23 protein-coding genes and 1 tRNA gene are annotated in these 23,109 nt (G+C 60.1%); 14 read left to right on the plus strand and 10 right to left on the minus strand.

The window, feature by feature from the left end:
* Positions 1-71: 71 nt before the first annotated feature.
* The 3 genes from NKH28_RS29595 to NKH28_RS29605 all read right to left on the minus strand — a co-directional run bounded on the left by NKH28_RS29595 (position 72) and on the right by NKH28_RS29605 (position 5,296).
* The gene (locus NKH28_RS29595) at positions 72-2,651 is read right to left on the minus strand and encodes a bifunctional diguanylate cyclase/phosphodiesterase (RefSeq protein ID WP_352819184.1); all 2,580 of its coding nucleotides are present in this window, start codon (positions 2,649-2,651) and stop codon (positions 72-74) included.
* 447 nt (positions 2,652-3,098) lie between these two features.
* Positions 3,099-4,142 (minus strand): class I SAM-dependent methyltransferase, encoded by a 1,044-nt coding sequence (locus NKH28_RS29600; RefSeq protein ID WP_352685540.1) that lies wholly within the window; start codon positions 4,140-4,142, stop codon positions 3,099-3,101.
* 59 nt (positions 4,143-4,201) lie between these two features.
* Positions 4,202-5,296 carry a glycosyltransferase family 4 protein gene (locus tag NKH28_RS29605; protein ID WP_352766772.1) on the minus strand — a complete coding sequence of 365 codons (1,095 nt, stop codon included), beginning with the start codon at positions 5,294-5,296 and terminating at the stop codon, positions 4,202-4,204.
* Positions 5,297-5,790: 494 nt separating this feature from the next.
* On the opposite strand from NKH28_RS29605, the gene NKH28_RS29610 reads away from it, so the two are divergent.
* From NKH28_RS29610 to NKH28_RS29655, 10 genes are all read left to right on the plus strand, one after another.
* Positions 5,791-6,147 carry an SPW repeat protein gene (locus NKH28_RS29610; RefSeq protein WP_352451366.1) on the plus strand — a complete coding sequence of 119 codons (357 nt, stop codon included), beginning with the start codon at positions 5,791-5,793 and terminating at the stop codon, positions 6,145-6,147.
* Positions 6,148-6,278: 131 nt separating this feature from the next.
* On the plus strand, positions 6,279-6,728 hold the full coding sequence (locus NKH28_RS29615; RefSeq protein ID WP_352470450.1) for a DUF2231 domain-containing protein: 450 nt from the start codon (positions 6,279-6,281) through the stop codon (positions 6,726-6,728).
* Positions 6,728-8,074, plus strand: coding sequence for a PQQ-dependent sugar dehydrogenase (locus NKH28_RS29620; protein ID WP_352500855.1), 1,347 nt, complete (start codon positions 6,728-6,730; stop codon positions 8,072-8,074). The genes NKH28_RS29615 and NKH28_RS29620 overlap by 1 nt, the downstream gene beginning before the upstream one ends.
* Before the next feature lie 93 nt (positions 8,075-8,167).
* Entirely contained in the window at positions 8,168-8,356 is a 189-nt protein-coding gene (locus NKH28_RS29625) for a hypothetical protein (protein WP_352567649.1), read from the plus strand.
* A gap of 59 nt (positions 8,357-8,415) precedes the next feature.
* A complete protein-coding gene (gene coxB / locus NKH28_RS29630; RefSeq protein ID WP_352500857.1) occupies positions 8,416-9,231 on the plus strand; it encodes a cytochrome c oxidase subunit II in 816 nt (271 codons plus the stop codon).
* A gap of 91 nt (positions 9,232-9,322) precedes the next feature.
* Positions 9,323-11,092 carry a cytochrome c oxidase subunit I gene (gene ctaD / locus NKH28_RS29635; protein ID WP_352470447.1) on the plus strand — a complete coding sequence of 590 codons (1,770 nt, stop codon included), beginning with the start codon at positions 9,323-9,325 and terminating at the stop codon, positions 11,090-11,092.
* The gene (locus tag NKH28_RS29640; RefSeq protein ID WP_352470446.1) at positions 11,089-11,793 is read left to right on the plus strand and encodes a cytochrome c oxidase subunit 3; all 705 of its coding nucleotides are present in this window, start codon (positions 11,089-11,091) and stop codon (positions 11,791-11,793) included. Before ctaD ends, NKH28_RS29640 begins: the two co-directional genes overlap by 4 nt.
* 13 nt (positions 11,794-11,806) lie before the next feature.
* Positions 11,807-12,529, plus strand: a complete 723-nt coding sequence (locus NKH28_RS29645; RefSeq protein ID WP_023678903.1) for a heme-copper oxidase subunit III family protein — start codon at positions 11,807-11,809, stop codon at positions 12,527-12,529.
* 10 nt (positions 12,530-12,539) lie between these two features.
* Positions 12,540-12,944, plus strand: coding sequence for a cytochrome C oxidase subunit IV family protein (locus NKH28_RS29650; protein ID WP_352470444.1), 405 nt, complete (start codon positions 12,540-12,542; stop codon positions 12,942-12,944).
* A gap of 144 nt (positions 12,945-13,088) precedes the next feature.
* Positions 13,089-13,562: an aminoacyl-tRNA deacylase gene (locus tag NKH28_RS29655; RefSeq protein ID WP_352470443.1), complete on the plus strand. Its 474-nt coding sequence runs from the start codon at positions 13,089-13,091 to the stop codon at positions 13,560-13,562.
* A 65-nt stretch (positions 13,563-13,627) separates the two neighbouring features.
* On the opposite strand, the gene NKH28_RS29660 is transcribed toward NKH28_RS29655, so the two are convergent.
* The 5 genes from NKH28_RS29660 to tig all read right to left on the minus strand — a co-directional run bounded on the left by NKH28_RS29660 (position 13,628) and on the right by tig (position 18,560).
* Complete coding sequence (locus tag NKH28_RS29660; RefSeq protein WP_023678906.1) at positions 13,628-14,440, minus strand: DUF2189 domain-containing protein; 813 nt, start codon at positions 14,438-14,440, stop codon at positions 13,628-13,630.
* Between the two features lie 316 nt (positions 14,441-14,756).
* Complete coding sequence (locus NKH28_RS29665; protein WP_352470441.1) at positions 14,757-15,689, minus strand: heme o synthase; 933 nt, start codon at positions 15,687-15,689, stop codon at positions 14,757-14,759.
* Positions 15,690-15,836: 147 nt separating this feature from the next.
* Complete coding sequence (locus NKH28_RS29670; protein WP_502893720.1) at positions 15,837-16,190, minus strand: c-type cytochrome; 354 nt, start codon at positions 16,188-16,190, stop codon at positions 15,837-15,839.
* Positions 16,191-16,402: 212 nt separating this feature from the next.
* Positions 16,403-16,924: a hypothetical protein gene (locus tag NKH28_RS29675; RefSeq protein ID WP_352470439.1), complete on the minus strand. Its 522-nt coding sequence runs from the start codon at positions 16,922-16,924 to the stop codon at positions 16,403-16,405.
* Between the two features lie 160 nt (positions 16,925-17,084).
* On the minus strand, positions 17,085-18,560 hold the full coding sequence (gene tig / locus NKH28_RS29680; RefSeq protein ID WP_352819182.1) for a trigger factor: 1,476 nt from the start codon (positions 18,558-18,560) through the stop codon (positions 17,085-17,087).
* A gap of 343 nt (positions 18,561-18,903) precedes the next feature.
* Between tig and NKH28_RS29685 the strand changes: the two genes are divergently transcribed.
* Positions 18,904-18,988, plus strand: a tRNA-Leu gene (locus tag NKH28_RS29685).
* A gap of 91 nt (positions 18,989-19,079) precedes the next feature.
* Here the strand turns inward: NKH28_RS29685 and NKH28_RS29690 are convergent.
* Both NKH28_RS29690 and NKH28_RS29695 read right to left on the minus strand, forming a co-directional pair.
* Positions 19,080-19,664 carry a GDYXXLXY domain-containing protein gene (locus NKH28_RS29690; RefSeq protein ID WP_352500860.1) on the minus strand — a complete coding sequence of 195 codons (585 nt, stop codon included), beginning with the start codon at positions 19,662-19,664 and terminating at the stop codon, positions 19,080-19,082.
* The gene (locus NKH28_RS29695; RefSeq protein WP_352819156.1) at positions 19,661-20,779 is read right to left on the minus strand and encodes a DUF2157 domain-containing protein; all 1,119 of its coding nucleotides are present in this window, start codon (positions 20,777-20,779) and stop codon (positions 19,661-19,663) included. The genes NKH28_RS29690 and NKH28_RS29695 overlap by 4 nt, the downstream gene beginning before the upstream one ends.
* A gap of 222 nt (positions 20,780-21,001) precedes the next feature.
* Here NKH28_RS29695 and NKH28_RS29700 point away from each other — a divergent pair, with 222 nt between their 5' ends.
* The 3 genes from NKH28_RS29700 (at position 21,002) to trmFO (ending at position 23,103) form a co-directional block, all read left to right on the plus strand.
* Positions 21,002-21,142, plus strand: coding sequence for a DUF1127 domain-containing protein (locus NKH28_RS29700; RefSeq protein ID WP_091596947.1), 141 nt, complete (start codon positions 21,002-21,004; stop codon positions 21,140-21,142).
* A 48-nt stretch (positions 21,143-21,190) separates the two neighbouring features.
* Positions 21,191-21,331 carry a DUF1127 domain-containing protein gene (locus NKH28_RS29705; RefSeq protein WP_023678914.1) on the plus strand — a complete coding sequence of 47 codons (141 nt, stop codon included), beginning with the start codon at positions 21,191-21,193 and terminating at the stop codon, positions 21,329-21,331.
* Between the two features lie 362 nt (positions 21,332-21,693).
* On the plus strand, positions 21,694-23,103 hold the full coding sequence (gene trmFO, locus NKH28_RS29710; RefSeq protein WP_352981029.1) for a methylenetetrahydrofolate--tRNA-(uracil(54)-C(5))-methyltransferase (FADH(2)-oxidizing) TrmFO: 1,410 nt from the start codon (positions 21,694-21,696) through the stop codon (positions 23,101-23,103).
* The last annotated feature ends 6 nt before the right edge of the window (positions 23,104-23,109 follow it).

The raw sequence follows: 23,109 nt of genomic DNA on the forward strand, positions 1-23,109 counted from the left end.
AGCTTTGTCCGCTGTGCGCCTATGTACCGCAACGTGAAGGCGGTCGGCTCGATAAATTCTGGCGCCGAGGCTCAGCTGGCCGTGCGCAGGCGTCGCGATCGGACAAAGGTCTTAAGTCCCTCGGAATCGAACGCGTGGCCGAAGGCATAACCCTGCAATATGTCGCAGCCCAGGCCCTTGAGTAGCCGCGCATGCTGCATCGTCTCGACGCCTTCCGCCACGACCTCGATACCCAGCGACTTGCCGATTTCAATGATCGACGAGACAACCTGCCTTCTCTGCGGCGATTTGACGATTGGGGTGACCAGCTGCCGATCTATCTTCAGCCGGCGCGGCTGCAACTTCAGCAAACTGACCATCGAAGCGTAACCGGTACCAAAATCGTCTATTTCGATGTCAATCCCCAGTTCTTTTATCTGCTCGATGTTCCACGTGACAAGGTCGTCGTTCTCGTCCAGGAAAATCGACTCGACAAGCTCAAACGAAACTGTTCCCTTCTTGATATTTTGTTCTCGCAGGCTCTTGATGAGCTCCTCATCCTGAAGGCGCCTGGCCGAGACATTGACCGACACCCGCGGAATGTGAAGTTTTGCAGCGGACCACGCTTCGAAATCCGAAAGCGATTGCTTCAATATGGCTTGGTCGATGATCGAGACAACGTTCAGTTCTTCTGCAATTCTCAGGAAGACGTCGGGCGCCAAAATACCCTTTATTGGATGTTTCCACCTCGCCAGCGCCTCAACCCCAACGATTTCGAGCGTCTTTGCGTCAAATTGGGGCTGGTAGAACGGGATGAACTCGTTGCGCTCGAGGCCGCCGAGAATTTCGTCGGCAATCCGCTTGGTATCGACGATTTCGCTTTGCATCGCGTCGGTGAAGAATTCGTATCGATTGCGCCCCCGCCCCTTTGCTCGGTAAAGCGCGATATCGGCGTTCACCAGCAGGTGTTTGGCTTCGACATCTTTTCCGTTGTCGACAGCGATTCCCACGCTGACACCAAAACGGCATCGATGACCCTGATAGTAGACCGGTTCGCGCATCTGGCTGATGACGCGGTCGGCGAGCAGCGCCAGCTGCTTGGTATCGTCGCGCACCACGCACAGAACGATGAATTCGTCTCCCCCGATACGGGCGACGAATCCCTCGTCGCCGACCTTCGACCTGAGCACGGTTGACGCGTGAACCAACATCGCGTCACCGGCGGCGTGGCCCAGCGTATCGTTGATGTGCTTGAACCGATCCAGATCTATGTGAAGCAGTGCCGCGTGCCCGCCTGAGCGCCTGGCGTTTGCCGCGTAATGTTCCAGTACCTGGTCGAGGTAACGCCGGTTGGGCAAGCCGGTCAGCGAATCATGAAGCGCGATGTGCTCTATGCGCGCTTTGGCTGACTCGAGTTCTGCATTTTTCGACTCGGACAGCTGTTTTGCACGAACCAGATCCTTGTTCAGCAGGACGTCGGAAGTCACGTCCCATTCCGCGCCGATCATTTTTGGGGTGTCGTTTGCGACCCGGTAAACGATCGCCTTGGACCGGACATGACGGATCTCGCCATCCTGACGCACAATCCGGTACTCCGACAAATATGGTCGTCCGCTGGCCACCGCCCTGTCGAAGTCCGCGTTGGCGCCAGCCAAATCATCTGGGTGGATTGCTCCCGCCCAGTCTGGATAGCCCCGGTGCTCGCCGGTTGGTTTGCCATATATTTCGTTGACGCGATCATCCCACGTAAGCTCGTTGGTCGCGAGATCGTGTTCCCAAACCCCAATAGCCGAAGCTTCCAGGGCGAGTTCCAAGCGTCGTGACAATCGACGCAATTCCGCATAATTGCGCTGTCTTTCGCCAATCAGGCGGCCTGTGACCAGGAAAGGGAACACAACCAAGGCTCCGGCCGTCGCCATGATAGCGCGCAACAACCATGCGTTGCTTGGCGTCGAAGGCCAGCCATTTTTGGGAATGGCCGCGATTTGCCACGAACCGGACGGGAGCACAACGTCGGCTGTCACCGGATCGCTTTTGCTGATCCGCTCACTACCGTAGAATTGGTCTCCATTTTGGCCGAGAGCGTCCCTGCCGATCAGCGCTATGTCAATCCCGAGATCGTCGTCAAGCAGCCCGCTCGCCCGATAAAGACGCTGCACGTCGACAACGGCGGAAATGATGCCCCAGAACCTTTCCGTATTGCCCGCGCTCCGCACGAAAACCGGAAAGCGGCCGATGAAGCCTTGTCCTCCCTGCTTCAGCTCGACGGGGCCAGCAAGCACCAGCTTGCGTTCGTCTCGCGCCCTTAGCGCAGCCGCACGCTGTCGTTCGTTCTTGCGGTAGTCCAGGCCCATCGCCTGCTCGTTACCCTCCATCGGGTACATCAGGGAAACGACCAGATCGGGCGCGCCGGCAATATTGTTCAATTGCGAGTCGGCGCCAAACAGATTGCTCGCGAGTGAGGCGAAGCGTTGCTGTCCCATATAGGGCTCGGTCACGACCGCGGAGACCAATCCACGCACGAGTTGAAGGTTTCCGTTGATATTGCCTTCGAGCTTGGCGCGGATGAGGTTGACCTTGGTCAGCACGTCCGAACGGACGGCCTGGTCCGAGACGACTTTGTTCTGGTGCTCCGCGAACGCAGCGCTGATAAGTATGACGACAAGCGCGATCGCCGCCGGAATATTTGCCGACGAAAAGACGACCTCCTTGATGCCGCCGAACCTAGCGCGGAAAAAAGCCAATAGGCGATTCCTCAAGTGCCATTTCAGGTTTTCGGGTCGACCCGATGAGGAACATTAGCTTTCAATGTTTAATTTGACCTTCACGCTCCTTAGAGCTTTTGCACTTCCGACCGTTGCTGATGTTGCAGGCCCGAGCGGTTGGAGCCAGCTGCCGACTTCCACTGCCATGGTCCCACTGATTGAGATGCGCTGGCGCCGGCGATCCAGCGTCTGTCGACCATTCGCGAGGAGATCTGCTCATCTCAAGGCGCTCGTCTGTGGAAGCGGACCGAGAGAGAGGCCGGCTAGACCTGGCTTGCTCGGAAGATCGAGGAGCGCGAGCGCGATTGCACAAGTCGACGCTCCGACCCGGGTACTCTGGAGCGTTGACCTGGACTAGTGCCCCTCAATCGCCTTGGGAGACACAAGGTATGGTATCTTGCCGACGCTGCGCTTCGTCGCGCCAATGGAATAAGCCATCGGTATCTTGGGAGAGTTCTCCGGCAAGCCGTACATATCCTTGCCGGCCCGCACGGCAAATGAAAAGTGCTGCCACGAAACCGTGTCATGCTCATTGAGAAAATCGAGCGTCAGACCAGCTGAAATCAGCGCATTCACCACGTCACTGATCGGGTGGATCCATTCATAATAGCGAGGATGCTTCAAGATGCGATCATCGCCGGTGTAGGTCAGTTCCTCGTTCCAGGCGAGCGGCCGAGCTATCGGCGTTCGCCAGTCGTGCTTCAATTCCAGGGCCGCGGCCTTTCGATCGCACTGAAACAGCAATGGATGGCCCTCGGCCATGTAGAGGCGGCCGCCGGGTCGCAGAAGATCGGCAACCACCCGCGCCCAACGGAACACGTCGTCCAGCCAGTTTACCGAACCCCAGGTAACGTAAGCGATATCAAAGGTCCGGCCGAGCGCTTCCACCGCCTCGAACAGTGGCGCTTCCACGAAGCGCACGTCGGTGCCTGCCTTCGCAGCAAAATCCCGCGCCGCCACGATCGCCGTCGGTGAAAAGTCGAGCCCGGTCACGCTGCCTGCGCCGAGATTCTTCAAGCTGATCGTGTCAAGACCGATGTGACACTGCAGGTGGACGATATCCTTGCCGGCGATATCGCCGAGCTCGCGCGTTTCCAGCTCATAGAGATTGGATCCGCCGGCCAGCACATTCTCGATGTGGTAGCTGCCCGTTGTGTCGGTCGAGTGCAGTTCGGCCCGATCATCCCAATTAAGGCGGTTCGCGCCCAGAAACCGTTCCAAATTCCCCCACCCCTGACCGACGCATGGTAAACAAGTCGTTAAAGCACCTTTGCAGCGAAAGTAGCGCGCGTCAATCCGGACCGGGCGGCAGTACGACGCCGCTCGCGAAAGCATTAGTCCCGGGAAGGCTTGCTGCTGATCAAAGGCTTCTGGCGCGATCGCCGCGCCCGGCGACAAGACCCCGCAGGCGCTCCCGGACTCCGCCGTCGTGGTCTGTATGTGGATCAGTCGGTTCCTCAGCCCGGCACAGCCACCATCGCGATATTTCTGGAGAGCTCGTTTGTGGGGGCAACTGCGTCTGCCGTGCCGCTCGTGAGTGCTCGGTAGAGTGCCAGATAATCGCTGCACATGCGCTCGACCGTGAACCGCTTCTCGAACGTCTGCCGCACTCGTGCGCGATCGAGGCTGTCTATGCGCCGGAGCGCGCCCACGGCTTCCTCCACCGTATCCACGATCCATCCGGACACACCGTCATCGATGATCTCCGGGACGGCGCCACGCCGGAACGCAACCACCGGCGTACCGCAGGCCATTGCTTCGATCGTTACGAGACCGAAGGGTTCCGGCCAGTCGATCGGAAACAAAAGCGCTTTCGCATTGCCCAGAAAATCCGCCTTTTGCCGCTCATCGATCTCGCCAATGAACTCCACGTTCGAATGCCGCAGCACTTGCGGCTCGACCCTTTCCTTCCAGAACGACTGGTCCACCTTGTCGATTTTGGCGGCGATCTTCAGGGGAAACCCGGCCCGCGCCGCTATTTGTATGGCCGCTTCCGGCCCCTTTTCCGGCGAGATGCGACCGAGAAACGCAAGATAGCCGGAGGTGTTCGGGTGGAACGGCAGAAGATCGCGGGGTAGGCCATGATGCACGGTTCCAACCCAATTGACGGGCGGCATGGGCCGGCGCTGGTCGAAGGAAATCGAGACCAGGGGAACGTCGTCAAACATCGCATAAAGCTGCGCCAGATCGGGCAGGTCGAGCCTGCCGTGAAGCGTGGTAACCGTTCGTCTGGCAAAATCCCGAATTATGGGGAAGTGCAGAACATCGACGTGGAAATGCAAAACGTCGAATTCACCGGCTCGCCGGCGCACCCGTTCAAGCATCATAACATGGTGCGGACCACCGTCCTGGACCCTGGGGTTCAGGCGCAGCGCGACGTCGCAACACGGCACCAGCTCGGCTGAGGTACGAGAATCGGCGCTGGCGAACAGCGTCACCTCGTGGCCCTGTCGGGCAAGTTCTTCGGTCAGATACGAAACAATTCGCTCGGTTCCACCGTAGGTTCGGGGCGGCACGGATTCGGTTAGCGGTGCGATCTGGGCTATTTTCATTTAGAAAATCTTTTCGGCGGCGATCGCCGTCTTTCAAACAAGCTTCGGCGGCAACCAAGACAAGCGAGAGCTTCCCGTTGCGAAGTATTCTATGCAGAGCGTATTTATAGTTGTGCCGTCCGTGCTCCTCCCGTGCAATCAGGTTTCCCTTATTCAACTCCTCTGCATCCAAGAACTGCGATCCATGAGAAATGTTTCACCGGCTCGATAAAAAGACAGAATGAGCTACGCGCCGCCGCCCCGCCGCCCCCTGACAGGCAGCTTTGGATCGCTCGATCACCACCAAGTGATCCAGGCGTGCCGGTGCCGAATGGAACATAAAGCCCGGAATTCAGTTAGATAGCCGGATTTGGCTGGAGTACCGCCAGATGCGGAATTCCAGCCGGGCAGGGCACTACCGTGACACGGAGTGAGCGGCTTCGGGCGCATCTCGCCGAACTCAGGCACCACCTTGCCGAACTCGGGAGCCATAAACGCTCCCTATGGAGGATGCCATGAACCAGTGGACAAACGCCAGGCTCTGTGACGTAGCCAACCTGATCCTTGGGGCAATTCTGTTCTTCTCCCCCTGGATCTTCACCTTTGCGGCAGGCCCGCAGACGCAGAACGCCCTCGGCAGCGGAATCTTGATTGTCGTGCTTTCGGTTGCCGCCCTCGCAGCATTTGCCGTGTGGGAAGAGTGGGTGAACCTGGTCGTCGGACTGTGGGTTCTCGCATCGCCCTGGGTGCTTGGATTCCAGGCGACCACGGCGATGACCGTGCATGTCGTGATCGGCATTCTGGTCGCCGTGCTGGCGGCGATCGAGCTCTGGATGATGTATCAGAACCCGCCGACCCAGTCCGCCGCCTAACAGGCGCAGCCAGCCAGCGCCCTTTTTTGGGCCTGACGGATCTATCGGTCGTCTGCCGGTCTCTCGGCAACAGCCGCCGGAGGCCGGGTAGGCGGCGTTTGTTTGGACGAGAATAGGAAGGATGGCGCATTATGGTCGGTGACAATCCGCGTTCGACGGCCAGGATTGCGGGACATCCTATTCATCCGATGCTCGTGCCATTTCCGATCGCCTGCTTCGTCGGCACCCTGCTGACGGATCTAGCCTATTGGCGAACAGCGGAGATGATGTGGGCTGACTTCTCCGCTTGGCTGGTTACCGTCGGCGTGATCATGGGCTGCCTAGCAGCGATCGCGGGGCTGATCGATTTCCTGGCCAATCCGCTGATAAGGGCACAGCCCCCCGCCTGGCCGCACGTGCTCGGCAATCTTCTGGCGCTGGCGTTATCCATCATCAACATGCTCGTGCACACCCGCGATGCATGGACCTCCATCGTTCCTACAGGCTTGATCCTCTCGGCGGTTGTCGTGCTCGTCCTCATCTTCACTGGTTGGCTGGGCTGGTCCATGGTGTACCGGCATCACGTCGGAGTGGCGGATTGATGCGCATAGCAAGCTCCATCGGTCAGACCAGGCGCATCGCGGTGTCCGTCCTCGTTTGCACTGCGGCGATCACTCTTGCAGCGTGCAGCGGCAACGACCCGGACCCCAGCAGTCAGATAGGGCCGAATCCAAAACTGCCGGACCCGATCCAATATTTCTTCCCGCCCATGCATCTCGCTTCCGTGGTCGGATGGAATAGCGACGAGAAGCCGACAGTCGCGCAGGGGCTGCAGATCCAGGCTTTTGCCCACGGCTTGCAGCATCCGCGGTCGCTTTATGTGCTGCCCAATGGCGACGTGCTGGTGGTCGAGTCCAAGGCGCCGGGTGGCGAACCGATCAAACGGCCCAAGGATTTGGTGATGGGCTGGATCGAATCCTGGGTCACCTCGGGCGGCGACAGCGGCCCAAGCAACCGCATTACGCTGCTGCGCGACGCCGATGGCGATGGCAAGCCGGAGCTGACCAGCGTATTCCTCGACCACCTGAACTCCCCCTTTGGCGTGGCGCTGGTGGGAAGCGATCTCTACGTCGCCAATACCGACTCCATCGTCCGCTATCCCTACAACACCGGTGACACAAAGATCACCGCGCCCGGGACGCCGCTAACCGCCCTGCCCGGCGGCCCGATCGACCACCATTGGACGAAGAGCCTGGTGGCAAGCCCCGACGGCTCGCTGCTCTATGTCGGCATCGGCTCGAACAGCAACGTCGCCGAAAACGGCATCGAGGCGGAGAAGAACCGCGCCGCCATCTGGCAGGTAGACAGGGCCACCGGCCGGTCGCGCATTTTCGCCAGCGGTTTGCGCAATCCAAACGGCCTGAGCTGGGAGCCGCAGACCGGGGCGCTCTGGGCAGTGATCAATGAACGCGACGAGCTCGGCCCCAATCTCGTGCCGGATTATCTGACCTCGGTAAAGGATGGCGGCTTCTACGGATGGCCATACAGCTATTACGGCCAGCATCTCGATCCCCGCGTCATGCCCCAACGTCCGGACCTGGTCGCAAAAGCGATCGTTCCGGATTATGCACTGAGTTCCCACGTCGCCCCTCTGGGGCTGGCCTTCTATGCGGCAACCAGCCTTCCCGAGGCATATCGCGGCGGCGCCTTCGTTGGCGAGCATGGCAGCTGGAACCGCACGCGCTTCAATGGCTACAAGGTAGTTTTCGTACCATTCAGCGGCGGCCGTCCGAGCGGCGTCGCTACCGACGTGGTGACTGACTTCCTGGACAAGGACAACAAGGCGCGCGGCCGGCCTGTCGGCCTGGCTGTCGACAAAACCGGGGCCCTGCTCATCGCCGACGACGTCGGCAACACAGTTTGGCGGGTGACATCTGCCGGCCAATAAAGTGGCTCCACTCCCTTCCTCGAGCTGTCGGTCGAGCAGGTGGAGGGATCCCCGACGATCGCCGTTCCGGTGGTTCTGCTAGGCGCATTCGGCGTGCCCGCCATTGCCGGCTACTCCACGCTGACGATGTTTGCCGCGTGGCCGCATCGGGCGGGTGAGCTGGAAATAGATGAGGGCCTGCCGCTGATCACCGCCGAACCGAAGGACCGCCAGCGCCGCGAAATGGTATTTTTGCCCTTCCCACAGCCGGCTCTAGAATTTTCATCGCAAATCAAGTTATGATGCACTTGGTATTTCCCGGGACGGCTTGCGCCGCTTGGAATACCGGGAGGAACCGGGACATGGCCGTTGCGCTTGTACTCGTTCTGATAGTCGTGGGCTCGGTGTTGTTCCACTTCCTGAGCCCATGGTGGTGGACGCCGATTGCCTCGAACTGGGACTATATCGACAACACCATCATCATAACTTTCTGGATCACCGGTGTCGTCTTCGCCGCCGTGGTTCTTTTCATGGCCTATTGCGTCTTCCGCTTCCGTCATCGGGAAGGCAATCAGGCGGCATACGAACCTGAGAACAGGCGGCTCGAATCCTGGCTGACGGTCGTCACCGCGGTTGGTGTCACCGCTTTGCTCGTTCCAGGCCTGTTCGTCTGGAGCCGGTTCGTTACCGTTCCAAGCGACGCAACCGAGGTCGAAGTCGTCGGCCAGCAGTGGCAATGGAGTTTCCGCCTCCCCGGCAAGGACGGCAAGCTCGGCACATCCGACACTCGCGACGTCAACGCTGAAAATCCACTCGGCGTCATCGCCACCGATGCCAACGGTCAGGACGATGTCGTAGTGGAAGCGGCCGACCTGCACCTCCCGGTAGGCAAACCGGTCAAGATGCTGCTCCGCTCGATCGATGTGCTGCACGATTTCTACGTGCCGGAATTCCGCGCCAAGATGGACATGATCCCGGGCTCGGTCACCTATTTCTGGTTCACTCCGACCAAGACCGGAACCTTCCAGGTCCTGTGTGCCGAACTCTGCGGCCAGGGACATCCGATGATGCATGGCGTGGTCATGGTCGATACTCAGGAAGACTATCTGGCGTGGCTTGGCCAGCAGCAGACTTTTGCGCAGCTGTCCGCGCCCCAGCAGATGGGCTCGGCAGAGTAGGAAACCGGAACGACGGCGCGCCGTCGGGATTGAAGTTAATGCGGCAAGTCCGAACTGTCGGGCTGGCCGAGAAGGGCACGGAGGTGTTCCTATGGTCGATATCACACCTGCAGATGCGGTACCGCCGGCCGAAGTCGCGGAAATGGAACTCTACCATCCGCACAGCTGGTGGACGAAATACGTTTTCTCGCAGGACGCCAAGGTCATCGCCATCCAGTATTCGGCGACGGCGACAGCGATCGGCATGGTCGCGCTGGTGCTATCCTGGCTGATGCGGCTGCAACTCGGCTTCCCCGGCACATTCGACTTCATCACCCCGGAAGCCTACTACCAGTTCATCACCATGCACGGCATGATCATGGTGATCTACCTGCTCACGGCACTCTTCCTGGGCGGCTTCGGCAACTATCTGATCCCGTTGATGGTTGGTGCTCGCGACATGGTCTTTCCCTATGTCAACATGCTGAGCTACTGGATCTATCTGCTCGCCGTGCTGGTCCTGGTGTCGAGCTTCTTTGCGCCCGGCGGACCGACGGGTGCCGGCTGGACGCTCTATCCGCCGCAGGCGATCATGACCGGTACGCCAGGCGGCCAGGACTGGGGCATCATCCTGATGCTTGTCTCGCTGATCCTGTTCATCGTCGGCTTTACCATGGGCGGCTTGAACTATGTCGTGACGGTGCTGCAGGGGCGCACGCGCGGCATGACGCTGATGCGCCTTCCGCTTACTGTCTGGGGTATTTTCACCGCCACCGTCATGGCACTGCTCGCCTTCCCGGCGCTGTTCGTCGCCTGCGTGATGATGCTGCTCGACCGGGCGCTCGGCACCAGCTTCTTCATGCCGGCGATCGTCGAGATGGGCGAACAGTTGCAGCACGGCGGCGGCAGCCCGATCCTGTTCCAGCATCTGTTCTGGTTCTTCGGCCATCCGGAGGTCTACATCGTGGCGCTTCCGGCCTTCGGCATCGTATCCGACCTGATCAGCACCCATGCGCGCAAGAACATCTTCGGCTACCGCATGATGGTCTGGGCCATCGTCGGCATCGGCGCGCTGAGCTTCGTGGTCTGGGCGCACCACATGTATGTCAGTGGCATGCATCCCTATTTCGGCTTTTTCTTCGCCACAACGACATTGATCATCGCCGTCCCAACAGCCATCAAGGTCTACAATTGGGTGCTGACGCTGTGGCGCGGCGACATCCACCTCACCATACCGATGCTTTTTGCCTTGGCCTTCATCGTCACCTTCGTCAATGGCGGGTTGACTGGGCTATTTCTTGGCAATGTCGTCGTCGACGTTCCGCTTTCGGACACGATGTTCGTCGTCGCCCATTTCCATATGGTCATGGGGGTTGCCCCGATCATCGTAATCTTCGGCGCGATCTATCACTGGTATCCGAAGGTCACCGGCCGGATGCTGAACGAGACACTGGGCCGGTTCCATTTCTGGGTCACCTTCCTCGGCGCCTATCTGATCTTCTTTCCCATGCACTATCTCGGCTTGATGGGCGTGCCGCGGCGGTACAACGAATTGACCGACATGACGATCATGACGGAATCGGCCCACCACCTGAACTCGTTTATCAGCATCATGGCTTTTATAGTCGGTTTTGCTCAGATTGTGTTTCTGTTTAATCTCATCTGGAGCATCCGCCATGGCCGTGAGGCTGGCGGCAATCCGTGGCGGGCAACGACGCTCGAGTGGCAGACGCCCGAAACACCGCCCGCCCACGGCAATTTCGGCAAGGATCTGCCGATCGTCTATCGCTGGGCCTATGACTACAGCGTACCGGGAGCCAAGGAGGACTTCATACCGCAAAACGTTCCGGGCTCCTTCGCGCCCTCCAGGGAGCCGGCATGAGCGTAATCCTGGTCTTCCTGCTCGTGATCGCCGGTATTGCCGGGTGGTGGCTTTCCCATCAGCGGCTAATGACGAAGCCGTGGCTCGAGCAAGGTATGATCGGGGATTTTGTCGCTCTGGACCGATCGGCGCTGCCGACCGCAAAGATCGGTCTCGGCGTCTTCCTTGCCGTCGTCGGCTGCCTGTTCGCGCTGTTCACCAGTGCTTACTTCATGCGCATGGCGCTGTCGGATTGGCGGCCGCTGCCCATCCCGCCCCTGCTCTGGCTTAACACCGGCGTACTGGTCTTGAGCAGCATCGCGATACAGTGCGCTTCGCTCGCGGTGCGCAAGGGTCAAGTGGATATGGTCAGGCTCGGCCTCGCCACCGCTGGACTCACGGCGCTCGTCTTCCTGATTGGACAGCTTGTGGCATGGCGGGAACTGAGTGCGGATGGCTATTTTCTGGCATCCAATCCGGCCAACAGCTTCTTCTACCTGCTAACGGGAATGCATGGCCTGCATATACTGGGAGGACTGGTCGGGCTGGGCAGAACGAGCGTCGGCGCCTGGAACGGAGCGCAGCCGCAGCGGCTTCGCCTCAGTGTCGAGCTGTGCGCCATGTACTGGCATTTCCTGCTTTTCGTCTGGCTCGCCATCTTTGCGCTTCTGGCCGGCTGGGCTTCGACTTTAATCGACATTTGCCGAGGGTTGCTGACCTAGGAGGAACGGGCGGATGGCAGAGACGACACTGGCCCACATCGGCCGAACAGAGCCGCGGCCCGCAGGCTGGCAAGGCATCGCCGCCGACTGGTCCTCGGATCAGCGGGCGTTCAAAAACGTGTCCTGGGGCAAGGCCATGATGTGGATCTTCCTGCTCAGCGACACGTTCATCTTCGGCTGCTTCCTGCTCTCCTACATGACCGCGCGTATCTCAACACGTGTGCCGTGGCCCAATCCGAGCGAGGTCTTCGCCCTGCGCATCGGTGGCTCCGACATTCCACTGATCCTTATCGCCATCATGACCTTCGTGCTGATCTCGAGCAGCGGAACGATGGCCATGGCGGTCAATTTCGGCTACCGCCGCGACCGCCGCAAGACGGCAGTGCTGATGCTCTTGACCGCAGCACTCGGCGCGACCTTCGTCGGCATGCAGGCCTTCGAATGGACCAAGCTGATCACCGAGGGCGTGCGGCCTTGGGGCAATCCCTGGGGCGCTGCCCAGTTCGGCGCATCCTTTTTCATGATCACCGGCTTCCACGGCACGCACGTGACGATCGGGGTGATCTTCCTGATCATCGTGGCGCGAAAGGTCTGGCGCGGGGATTACGATGTCGGACGGCCCGGCTTCTTCACCAGCCGAAGGGGCCGCTACGAGAACGTCGAAATCATGGGGCTTTACTGGCATTTCGTCGACCTGGTCTGGGTGTTCATTTTCGCATTTTTCTATCTTTGGTGAGAGGCAGGACATGGCTGAAGCAACCGCAAACGGCCTGGGACAACACGCACTGGACAGCGCCCGTACCCATGATGCGACGACGACCGGCGTTACCCCGGCGGAGGTTCATCAGGAGCACCCGATCAAGCTCTATCTGGTGGTCTGGGCGTGGTTGTTCATCCTCAGCACCTGCTCCTATCTGGTCGACTATTTCGGTCTCCACGGCTATCTCAGATGGTCGCTGATCCTGATCTTCATGATCCTCAAGGCAGGACTGATCGTCGCCATCTTCATGCACATGGCCTGGGAACGGCTGGCACTGGCATATGCAATTATCCTGCCGCCGGTGCTGGTTCTGGTGTTCGTGACGATGATGGTCTTCGAAGCGGACTACACGCTTCTCACCCGAATGGCGTTTTTCGGAGCCGGGCCCTGACATACAATCCGGATCCGGGCCGTCCGGTCCTGGAGCCTTCGCCTTGAAACAATCCACGACTGGTCCATTTCTGTTGGTATCGGAAACGACAGGCGATGCCGGCGTTTCCACATGCGTCGCGAACACCAGCAAGGGGCGCCCAAGATGACCATCGCAACCAGACTGAAGGACTTCATCGATAGGAAAGGAATTTCCTACGACACCGTCGAGCATCACCGCACGGCGACAAGCAGACAATCCGCCATTGCGGCACATGTGCCTGGCAGCATAATGGCCAAATCGGTGGTCGTTCACCACGACCGTGGCTACGCGCTCGCCGTGGTTCCAAGCACGCACAGGATAGAACTCGCGACATTGCAGGATGTCATGGAGAAGCCTCTTGGACTTGCCTCCGAAGACGAGGTGGTCTCGTTGTTCGGCGATTGCGATGTCGGCGCTGTGCCACCGATCGGCGCTGCCTATGATGTGCCAGTGGTCCTCGATGAAAGCCTCGGCGACGCTCCCGAAATCTATTTCGAGGGCGGTGATCATAGGACGCTGGTGCATGTGAGCGGCAGGGATTTTCGCGACCTGACAAAGGACGCGCGCCAGGCCCGTTTCAGCCACCCGGCCTATTGAAAGCTCTGCCCCACCTGCCCGCACCGGCACTTTCACCGGTGCGCGCAGGGCTGGTTTTTTTCAGCTCACGGTCTGGTGGCCGGCGGCGATTCCACAACTTTCCGATAGACATGCCAGGTCGCATGACCAAGGATCGGCAGCACGACTGCCAACCCGGCGAACACTGGCAGCGAGCCGACGATCAGGGCGACGGCGACGATAAGGCCCCACACGGCCATCACGATCGGGTTGGCCAGGACAACGCGCACCGAGGTGTGGATGGCTTCGTAGGCGCCGACATCGCGGTCGAGCAACAACGGGAATGCGACGACCGTGGTGCACAACACAACCGCGGCGAACACGAAGCCGATGGCGTGACCCAGGATGATGAGCGTCCAGCCGCGTCCCGTGGCAAATATTTCACTGATGAAACTGGACAGCGATTGCGGCGGCGCCGGGCCGAACAGGGTCTGGTAGAATATCTGGGCCGTCAAAAGCCAGGCGATGAAGATCGCAAGCAGCATGACGCCGACCGCTGCAATAGCCGGCAGTGCTGGAGAACTCCTGACCTCAAAGGCGTGCCTCCACGAGGCGTCGAGCCCGGCTTCCCGTCGCCGGCTGATCTCATAGAGGCCGATCGCCGCGAACGGACCAATCAGTGCAAAGCCGGACACAAGCGGAAACAGCAATGGCAGCGTGTTGTTACCTGATGTCCAGACAGCAAGCACGACACCCGCAATCGGATAGATCAGGCAGAGAAAAACGATGTGCGACGGCTTGACCATGAAATCATCGACGCCACGCCTGAGCGCATCAAAAAGATCGGAGACACCGATTTTTCGAATTCTGGTGTGTTCCAGCGTCTCGCTGGCGCCTGCTATTACGTGAAAGCTTGCCATGACCATTCCTCCAGACCAGGTCCGGTAAGGTCGCGTTTTACGGTGCTGCCGTTCCGCATGATTGGCCCACGCAAACCGCGACCTGCACCATGATCAATATACTCTCATGCGGGGGACTTGTCGCGCTTTGTAGGAAGGCCCGGGAGTAAGAGGTCCCGGGTAGCCTGACTAGCTACGGACGCCGTTCTCCGATATGCTCTTCTAGTCGAAGGTGAAGGTCATGGACGGAAGGACAGTTCTCATACTCGGCCTTGGCGTCGTTATTCTGCTGTTGCTGGGATTTTGTGCTCTGCCAATGTGATGTTTTGAGCCGGGGTCAATAGTCGGCTGAAGCGATCACTCGCATTACAATGGTGTCGGCAAGCAACGCTGCAAATATTGCGAAAAGATAGACAATCGAATACGCAAACAGCGCCTTTGCCGGCTTCATCTCCTTGTCGGCGACGAGAACCTTCCAGGCCTGCCAAATGAAACCTGCACCCAACGCGGCTGAAGCAGTGCCGTAATATCCGCTCGCGAAGCCGAAACCCCAAGGGAGCACGCCGATTGGCGCCAAGAGCAGTGAATAGGCGAAGATTTGTTTTCTGGTCGAGTGCTGGCCGGCCACATTCGGCATCATCGGGACCCCAGCCGCGGCATAGTCACCGACCTTGAAAAGGGCCAGCGCCCAGAAATGAGGCGGCGTCCAGAGGAAAATGATCAGAAACAGGATGAGACTTTCAATGCCGATTGCGCCGGTTGCAGCAACCCACCCGATCACCGGAGGAAGGGCGCCTGCCGCGCCGCCTATGACGATATTCTGTGGCGTCGAGCGCTTCAGCCACATCGTGTAGATAACGACATAGAAAAAGATGGTGAACGCCAACAACGATGCGGCGAGCCACCCCACCAGCACGCCGAGCGTCATGACCGACAGTGCGGAAAGCACCAGACCGAAGCTGAGAGCTTCGCCAGGCGTGACGCGACCGGACGGAATCGGTCGCTTGGACGTGCGAGACATCAAGGCGTCTATGTCTGCGTCGTACCACATATTGAGCGCGCCGGCGGCTCCCGCTCCAACCGCGATTGCGCCGATGGCAATTAAGGCGATAACTGGATTCATCACGCCGGGCGCCATCATCAGGCCGACGAAGGCCGTAAACACGGCAAGTGCCATGACGCGTGGTTTCAAAAGCGCAAAGAAATCACCCGCCGTCGCCTCCGAGAGGCGGATGCCGGTATCCTTGAGACGGCTTTCTTCAGTCGACATTCAGACGACCACCGATGGGAATGGCAGCCTAGCCGGCCAATGTCTTTTTTGCAACGAGTCGCCCTCCCCACCGACACTGCCGGCAGATTGCGGCCGAGGCTATGCCTCGACCTGTTTGCTATACCAAGATCCGGCGGAAGAGCCGGGCTATTTGGAGAATTGCTTCAGATAAGCAATGACATTGGCGACGTCCTCGTCCTTCTTGAGGCCGGGGAATGCCATCTTGGTTCCTTTGACCATCGCCTTGGGATCGTGAAGGTAGGTCGTCAGCGTGGCCTCATCCCATTTGACGCCGGACTTGCCGGCCTCGGTCATGGCCTTGGAATAGCTGAACCCTGGATGCGTGCCGGCCGTTCGGCCGATGACGCCGTTCAAGGACGGGCCGACCTTGTTCTGATCCTTGTCCGCGATATGGCAGACCTTGCATTTGGCGAAGACCTTCTCACCCGCCGCGGCATCCTGTGCCCGCGAGGGGCCGGCAATGACGGTGGCGACGGACATGATGACAAAAAACACAAAGGCACGCATGGCATTTCCTCCCTGATCGCCAATTTGCCCTGGCTGACCTGCACAGGCCGACATTTAGTCCGCTGGCATGCGCTCTTGAATGGCAGAACGGATATCCACTGCCTGGGGTTGCGGCACCTACATACCACGGAACCCGGCCGGCAGATAGAGTTCGGCCGTGCCAAGGTTTAATGCGGACAATCTGCTCAAGGCAATTTGGTGTTGCAGCTGGCGGCGATCCGGCCGATCGCCTCTTCAACTCCGGTGAGGTCAAACTCGGCTTTGCCGCGCCCCGACAGCAGCCCGAACCGCCAGGACAGCAGCAGCCGGTCCGCGGCAATCAGTCGCCTGATGCCGTCGGCACCGTCGCGGACCAGCATCCTGCTGCGCGGGCCGACCGACCAGCTTTCGTTGAGCTTGCCGGATTGGCCGACAGTCACCGACATGGCGATGGTTCGGCTGGCGGAAACGGTGTCGCTCAGCTGCAGCCATTCGCTCCAACGCGGTTCGCCGGCGGTCCGGCACGCGATCGTCAAAACCGGGCTGTAGCTCAATGCGCCGCCGCCGGTGATGAGCTTGTTGGTCGCATAAAGCGAGGCGGTGACAAGGCCATCGCTGCTCTTGTCGAACCGCCAGTTGTCGAGAACCGTATCAGCCTGGGCAATGCCACAGACCGACGCAAGCAGGAACGCCGCCGCCACGCTTCCGATACCGAAGAACTGTCTCAACGATGCCTCCAACAACCGCTGCGGTCAGCAACCCAGCGCAGATAATCATCAAAGCTTCATATCGCTACCTCGAGCGCCAGATGCGTGAAATCCGTTGCGTCTGTGCCACAACGAAAAAGGCCGCCTCGAGAAGGCGGCCTTTCGGAATTCAGCAGGGACGTTATTCAGCGTCCTTGGCGGCCTTCTTCTTCGGCGCGGCCTTTTTCTTCGGCTCTTCAGCGTCGTCGTCGGCCTTCTTGGTGTCCGCTTTTTTCGCAGCCGCCTTCTTCGCCGGCTTGGCCTTGGTTGTATCCGTATCCTCCTCGTCGGCCAGCAGCTCTTCCTTGCTGACCTTGACGTCGGTGACCGAAATCTGGCCGAGCAGATGGTCGACCACCTTCTCTTCGAACATCGGCGCGCGCAACGTGTTCAGCGCTTCGGGATTGTTGCGATAGAATTCGAAGGCTTCCTGCTGCTGGTTGGCCGGATAGCGACGCACCTGCTCGAACAGGCCGCGCTGCAATTCCTCGTCCGTCACCGTGACGCCGGCCTTCTCGCCGATTTCGGCGAGAACCAGACCGAGACGCACACGGCGCTCGGCAAGCCGCATATATTCTGCACGCGCTTCTTCTTCAGTCGTCTCTTCGTCGGCAAAGGTGCGCCCGGCAGCTTCGAGATCGCGATTGACCTGGTTCCAGATGTTGTTGAACTCGGCCTCGACTAGCTTGGACGGCGCCTCGAACGAGTAGGCAGCGTCGAGCTGGTCGAGCAACTGCCGCTTGACTTTCTGGCGCGTTATCGAGCCGAACTGGTTCTCGATCTGACCGCGCACCACCTCGCGCAGGCGCTCCAGCGATTCAAGGCCGAGATTTTTGGCCATCTCGTCGTTGATCTCAAGCGCGCCGGGCTTCGACACTTCCTTGACCGTCACGTCAAAAGTGGCTTCCTTGCCGGCCAGATGCGCCCCCTGGTAGTTTTCCGGGAAGGTAACCGTGACCTGCTTCTCGTCGCCGGCCTTGCTGCCGACCAGCTGGTCCTCGAAGCCGGGGATGAATTCCTTCGAGCCGAGCACCAGCGGCTGATCCGTGCCTGCGCCGCCGCCGAAGGCTTCGCCGTCGATCTTGCCGACATAATCGATGGTCACGCGATCGCCTTCGGCGGCCTTGCCGGTCTTCGGCTCGTAAGTGCGGGCGGATTCAGCGACACGCTTGACCTGCTCGTCGATCTCTTCATCCGGCACGTCGAACACCTGGCGCGTCACCTTGATGTCGGAGAAATCCTTGATCTCGATCGGCGGAATGACCTCATAGTTCAGACGGAACTCGAAATCGGCACCGCCTGCCAGGATCTTCTCGGCTTCCTTCTCGTCCTCGGTCATGATCACTTCGGGCTGCATGGCGGCCTTTTCGCCGCGCCCGGTGATGATCGAACGGGTCGAATCATTGAGGATCTCGTTGACCACTTCGGCCATGAACGACTTGCCGTAGACTTTGCGCAGATGCTGCACCGGCACCTTGCCGGGGCGGAAGCCGTTGATGCGGACCTTGTTCCTGGCATCGGAGAGCCGCGCCATCAGCTTGGCTTCCATGTCACCGGCCGGCACGGTGATCTTGATCTCGCGCTTGAGACCGGAGTTGAGCGTTTCGGTGACCTGCATCATAAAACCTTTGTTTCCACCAATGAGGCCGTCAAACGGCCCCTGCCGTTTACAGCCTGCCGGTATGATCTTGCCGGGAATGGCTTTTGGTGCGGGACTTGGCGATCTGTCCGCTCAACGCGGCACAAATCCTCCAGAAATACGCTCCAAAATGTGAATAAGTCTTTGTTTTTCCTACTTCTTATCACATTCTGCAGAAGCGGATCGTCGCGTCCCGTCACATTCGACACGCCTTTTGTCACAGGCGACGCTGATTTTCAACCATCTTTGCATTCCGGCCAATGATGCCGATGTGGGCTCTGACATTGACAGAATGATGGCTACATGGGATTGGCCGGGCAATGCGGATGTGGCGGAATTGGTAGACGCCCTGGATTTAGGTTCCAGTGCCGAAAGGCGTGGGGGTTCGAGTCCCTTCATCCGCACCACCCTTCGCTCTTCGAGCTTGGGGTGGCAGGCCACTCGAAGCTCCTCCGAAGCCTTGGCGAAGGAGGATCATTGCCAAGGCCGTAGCGCGATCTAGTAAAGCGGCTCCTCGAATAGTGTCTTGTCGCCATCCATCAGCGCTTTGATCTGCGCCGTGCCGTTGGCCGCAATCGCCACGCGGATGCCGAACGGCCGCACACGCATGTCGTTCTGGATCGCCATCCCCTCGCCTTCCGGCAGATAGAAGCGCTCGATGCCGTACTCCGGCGCGATCGTCGTTGCTCCCTGGCTGATATTCCAGCCCTCGGAGACGTGTCCGACGATATCGGCTTCATCGGATGCTGCCGGCGCCGGCGCTTGCCCGAACCAGGCCGCGGTCGGCCCCCAATAGCCATCGGCGCCCTGCTTCAGCCTGACCACGATCGACGTTTCCTCGCTGGAAAGCTTGCCGGCCGGAATGTTGCCGATCAGTTTCACCGGTATGCGTGAAATGTCGTAGCCGAGCAGAATGTAGTCACCGCGCAAGAGATCGCGCGGATCGATCGGCTCGACCTTGAGCAGGACCTGCTTGCCATCGCGCAGGATCGCCGCGCGTCCGGCGATGATCCAGCTCAGAAAGCCGATCTGGACGAGCGCCAGGACCAGCGCCGAGATGATCAGTCTTTTGCCGGTCATCATGCCGCCGCTCCTGTCATGTTCGAGGCGTTCATGCGCCTTTCTATGCGGATGATAATGAAAGCAAGAACAGCGAGCAGCACCGCCGCCGCAAGGAAGAAGCCTGCCGTGTCGAGCATTGATTGCAGCATCACCACATAGATGATGGCGAGTTCGAAGGCGAAGCCCGCATAGGCAACCCAGCGCAGTCCCCGGCTCTCGCGGCCGCCCAGCACGATCGCCGCGATGATGCCGGCCAGCGCAACAGCCGAGGCAATGGCGAAGCCGCTATTGTAGCTGCTTTCATCCGCCAGTTCGAATTGGATCATCGCCAGTCCGGTGAGAAAGCCGATCAGCGCGTGCAAGGTCAACCTGCCGCCGAGTTGCAAAACCCTCTCGACCGGCCCGGCAGCAAAGATCGCAGCGGTAAAAAGCAGCACCGACGCGGCAACGAGCGGGATGGCGACTTGCAGCGTGTCGTATTCCATGGCCAACAGCACGAGGTAGAAAAGGACCGACAGGATGATCAGGTGGCGCGCCGCCTGGCTGCGCGTCCAGAACGAAACGGCGAACAGTATTAGCGCCATGACCACGAAGAGATGCGGAAATTCCGTGCGCCGGAAGTAGTCGAACCCTCTCAGGAACAGCCAGGCATCGGCGATGCCGACGGCAGCGACGGTCAGTGGGTTTGAGCGCAGCGCCACCGCCGCCAGCGCCGTGCCGGCCCCCCAGGTGATCAAGGCCGAGGCCTCGTCGCCCGACAAATGATACATCTGGCCGATCAGCGCGATCGAACCGCCGAATGCCGCCGCCGCGACGATCCACAGTGCTTCGCCGATCGCCGCATGGTCGCGCATCTTCAGCACCGCGCCGCCGACATAGCCGGCAAGGATAACGGCAAAAAGTGCCGCGACCCGCACCAGCCGCGGGATGACTTCCCAGTTGGCGGCGATAAAGATCAGGATAGCCGCGCCGAACAGCAGCGCCGCCATCATCGCCAGGATCGAGCCGAAACTCAGCGATTTGCGTTCGTTTGCCTCGACGTCGCGCGTTAGAGCCTCGGCTGTCGGCGCGTCGATCAGGCCGGCCTGCTGCCATCGCGCGATATCCGACCTGACCCGCGACGAATAGCTCGCCATGCCCCTCCCCCTTTCCTTGGTTCTTTTAGCTCGTCCGGCCAAGCGTTTGACCTAACGGCATTTTCCGATCTGGGCGGAAAACTGGACGCGCGTTAATGCTGCATTGCACAATTTGCATTGCTGCCATGCACCAATAGCGCTTTTAAATCGATATGACCCCACCTATTTTCACGGTGCACACAAAGACGGAATGATCCGAAAGAAAGACGAAACGAGACTACCATGAACCTGATCCGCAACTATCGCAACTGGCGCCGCTATAGGGACACCGTGTCCGAGCTGAGCCGCCTGAGCACCCGTGAACTGACCGATCTCGGCATCAGCCGCAGCGACATTCACTACGTCGCCCGCAAGGCGGTCTAATCCTTCGGGCCGCAAATGGCCCGAACCAGTTTTGAAAAGAGAACGACAATGAACCTGATTCGCAACTATCGTAACTGGCGCGTGTACCGCGAGACGGTTACCGAGCTGGGTCGCCTGTCGAACCGCCAGCTCAACGATCTCGGCATCGTCCGCGACGAGATCAAGATGGTCGCTCGCAGGGCGATCTAACAACAAGAATTTCGCCAGGGTCGACCTCCTCCCCGACTCTGACGGATACGGTCAGCCTTCACCTCCTCCCGAGGGTTGACCACAAAAACGGCGCCCGCCGGACCTCCTCCCCCGGCGGGCGCTGTTTCAAAAAAGGGTTTCGCGCCCTTTCAAATGGCGAAAGGAATTTCGTCAAAGCCGACCTCCTCCCCGGCGATGACGAATACGGTCGATCTTCACCTCCTCCCGAGGATCGACCAACAAAACGACACCCGCCGGACCTCCTCCCCGGCGGGTGTTGTTGTTTTGGGGCGGCTTCCCCCGTCAGCCATTCTCCCGAGTGGCAATTGCAATCCCCGCGCCAAGCGACTATTTCGGCGCTCATGGACAAGAACCCCATTCACGTTATCGGCGGCGGTCTCGCCGGCTCCGAAGCCACCTGGCAGGCGGCCGAAGCCGGCGTTCCAGTTGTCCTGCATGAAATGCGGCCCGTCCGCGGTACCGACGCGCACAAGACCGACGGGCTGGCCGAGCTCGTCTGTTCCAACTCCTTCCGCTCCGACGATGCGCAAACCAATGCCGTCGGCCTGCTGCACGCCGAAATGCGGCTGGCTGGTTCACTGATCATGAGCGCCGGCGACGCCCATCAGGTGCCGGCCGGCGGTGCGCTGGCCGTCGACCGCGACGGATTTTCCGAAGCGGTCACCAGAAAGCTCGAAGCGCACCCGCTCATCACCATTCGTCGCGAGGAAGTGCCCGGCCTGCCGTCGGCGGAGTGGGACCAGGCGATCGTTGCCACCGGCCCGCTGACGGCGCCTTCGCTCGCCCAATCGATTGCGGAAGCAACCGGCGCCGACGCGCTCGCCTTTTTCGATGCCATCGCGCCGATCGTCCATTTCGACACGATCGACATGGATATCTGCTGGTTCCAGTCGCGCTACGACAAGGTCGGTCCCGGCGGCACCGGCAAGGATTACATCAACTGCCCGATGGACAAGGAGCAGTACCTTGCCTTCGTGCAGGCGCTGGTCGACGGCCAGAAGACCGAATTCAAGCAATGGGAAGGCACGCCCTATTTCGACGGCTGCCTGCCGATCGAGGTGATGGCCGAGCGCGGCGTCGAGACATTGCGCTACGGGCCGATGAAGCCGATGGGGCTGACCAATGCGCATAATCCGTCTGTAAAGGCGTATGCCGTCGTCCAGCTCCGGCAGGACAACGCGCTGGGTACGCTCTACAATATGGTCGGCTTCCAGACCAAGCTGAAGCACGCCGAGCAGGTGCGCATATTCCGCACCATCCCCGGGCTGGAACACGCCGAATTTGCCCGCCTAGGCGGCCTGCACCGCAACACCTACATCAATTCGCCGACGCTGCTCGACGCGTCGCTGCAGTTGAAGTCGCGGCCCGGCCTGCGCTTTGCCGGCCAGATCACCGGCTGCGAGGGCTACGTCGAGAGCGCCGCCATCGGCTTGCTCGCCGGGCGCTTTGCCGCCGCCGAAAGGCTTGGCCATGCGCCGTCGCTGCCGCCCTTGACCACCGCCTTCGGCGCCTTGCTCAACCACATCACCGGCGGCCATATTGTCTCCGACGATGAGCCGGGAAAGCGCTCCTTCCAGCCGATGAACGTCAATTTCGGCCTGTTCCCGCCGGTGGACGCGCCGAAGATCGAAGGCAAGCGTCTGCGCGGCAAGGACAAGACGGTCGCCAAGCGGCACGCGGTGACATCGCGCGCGCTCGCCGACTGCCGCGAATGGCTGGGGCTGCCTTTTCGGGCGGAAGCGGCGGAATAACGGTCG

This window comes from Mesorhizobium sp. M1227, assembly GCF_040318315.1.
Taxonomy (GTDB): Bacteria; Pseudomonadota; Alphaproteobacteria; order Rhizobiales; family Rhizobiaceae; genus Mesorhizobium.

Bases quoted from the DNA above. Each gene is read 5' to 3' on its own strand.
- NKH28_RS29700 (WP_091596947.1), top strand. From the start codon at position 21,002: ATGAACCTGATCCGCAACTATCGCAACTGGCGCCGCTATAGGGACACC.
- trmFO (WP_352981029.1), top strand. From the start codon at position 21,694: ATGGACAAGAACCCCATTCACGTTATCGGCGGCGGTCTCGCCGGCTCC.
- NKH28_RS29690 (WP_352500860.1), bottom strand. From the start codon at position 19,664: ATGATGACCGGCAAAAGACTGATCATCTCGGCGCTGGTCCTGGCGCTC.
- NKH28_RS29605 (WP_352766772.1), bottom strand. From the start codon at position 5,296: ATGAAAATAGCCCAGATCGCACCGCTAACCGAATCCGTGCCGCCCCGA.
- NKH28_RS29705 (WP_023678914.1), top strand. From the start codon at position 21,191: ATGAACCTGATTCGCAACTATCGTAACTGGCGCGTGTACCGCGAGACG.
- NKH28_RS29670 (WP_502893720.1), bottom strand. From the start codon at position 16,190: ATGTCCGTCGCCACCGTCATTGCCGGCCCCTCGCGGGCACAGGATGCC.
- NKH28_RS29655 (WP_352470443.1), top strand. From the start codon at position 13,089: ATGACCATCGCAACCAGACTGAAGGACTTCATCGATAGGAAAGGAATT.
- NKH28_RS29610 (WP_352451366.1), top strand. From the start codon at position 5,791: ATGAACCAGTGGACAAACGCCAGGCTCTGTGACGTAGCCAACCTGATC.
- tig (WP_352819182.1), bottom strand. From the start codon at position 18,560: ATGCAGGTCACCGAAACGCTCAACTCCGGTCTCAAGCGCGAGATCAAG.
- NKH28_RS29665 (WP_352470441.1), bottom strand. From the start codon at position 15,689: ATGTCGACTGAAGAAAGCCGTCTCAAGGATACCGGCATCCGCCTCTCG.
- ctaD (WP_352470447.1), top strand. From the start codon at position 9,323: ATGGTCGATATCACACCTGCAGATGCGGTACCGCCGGCCGAAGTCGCG.
- NKH28_RS29645 (WP_023678903.1), top strand. From the start codon at position 11,807: ATGGCAGAGACGACACTGGCCCACATCGGCCGAACAGAGCCGCGGCCC.
- NKH28_RS29620 (WP_352500855.1), top strand. From the start codon at position 6,728: ATGCGCATAGCAAGCTCCATCGGTCAGACCAGGCGCATCGCGGTGTCC.
- NKH28_RS29650 (WP_352470444.1), top strand. From the start codon at position 12,540: ATGGCTGAAGCAACCGCAAACGGCCTGGGACAACACGCACTGGACAGC.
- NKH28_RS29615 (WP_352470450.1), top strand. From the start codon at position 6,279: ATGGTCGGTGACAATCCGCGTTCGACGGCCAGGATTGCGGGACATCCT.
- NKH28_RS29695 (WP_352819156.1), bottom strand. From the start codon at position 20,779: ATGGCGAGCTATTCGTCGCGGGTCAGGTCGGATATCGCGCGATGGCAG.
- NKH28_RS29660 (WP_023678906.1), bottom strand. From the start codon at position 14,440: ATGGCAAGCTTTCACGTAATAGCAGGCGCCAGCGAGACGCTGGAACAC.
- NKH28_RS29640 (WP_352470446.1), top strand. From the start codon at position 11,089: ATGAGCGTAATCCTGGTCTTCCTGCTCGTGATCGCCGGTATTGCCGGG.
- coxB (WP_352500857.1), top strand. From the start codon at position 8,416: ATGGCCGTTGCGCTTGTACTCGTTCTGATAGTCGTGGGCTCGGTGTTG.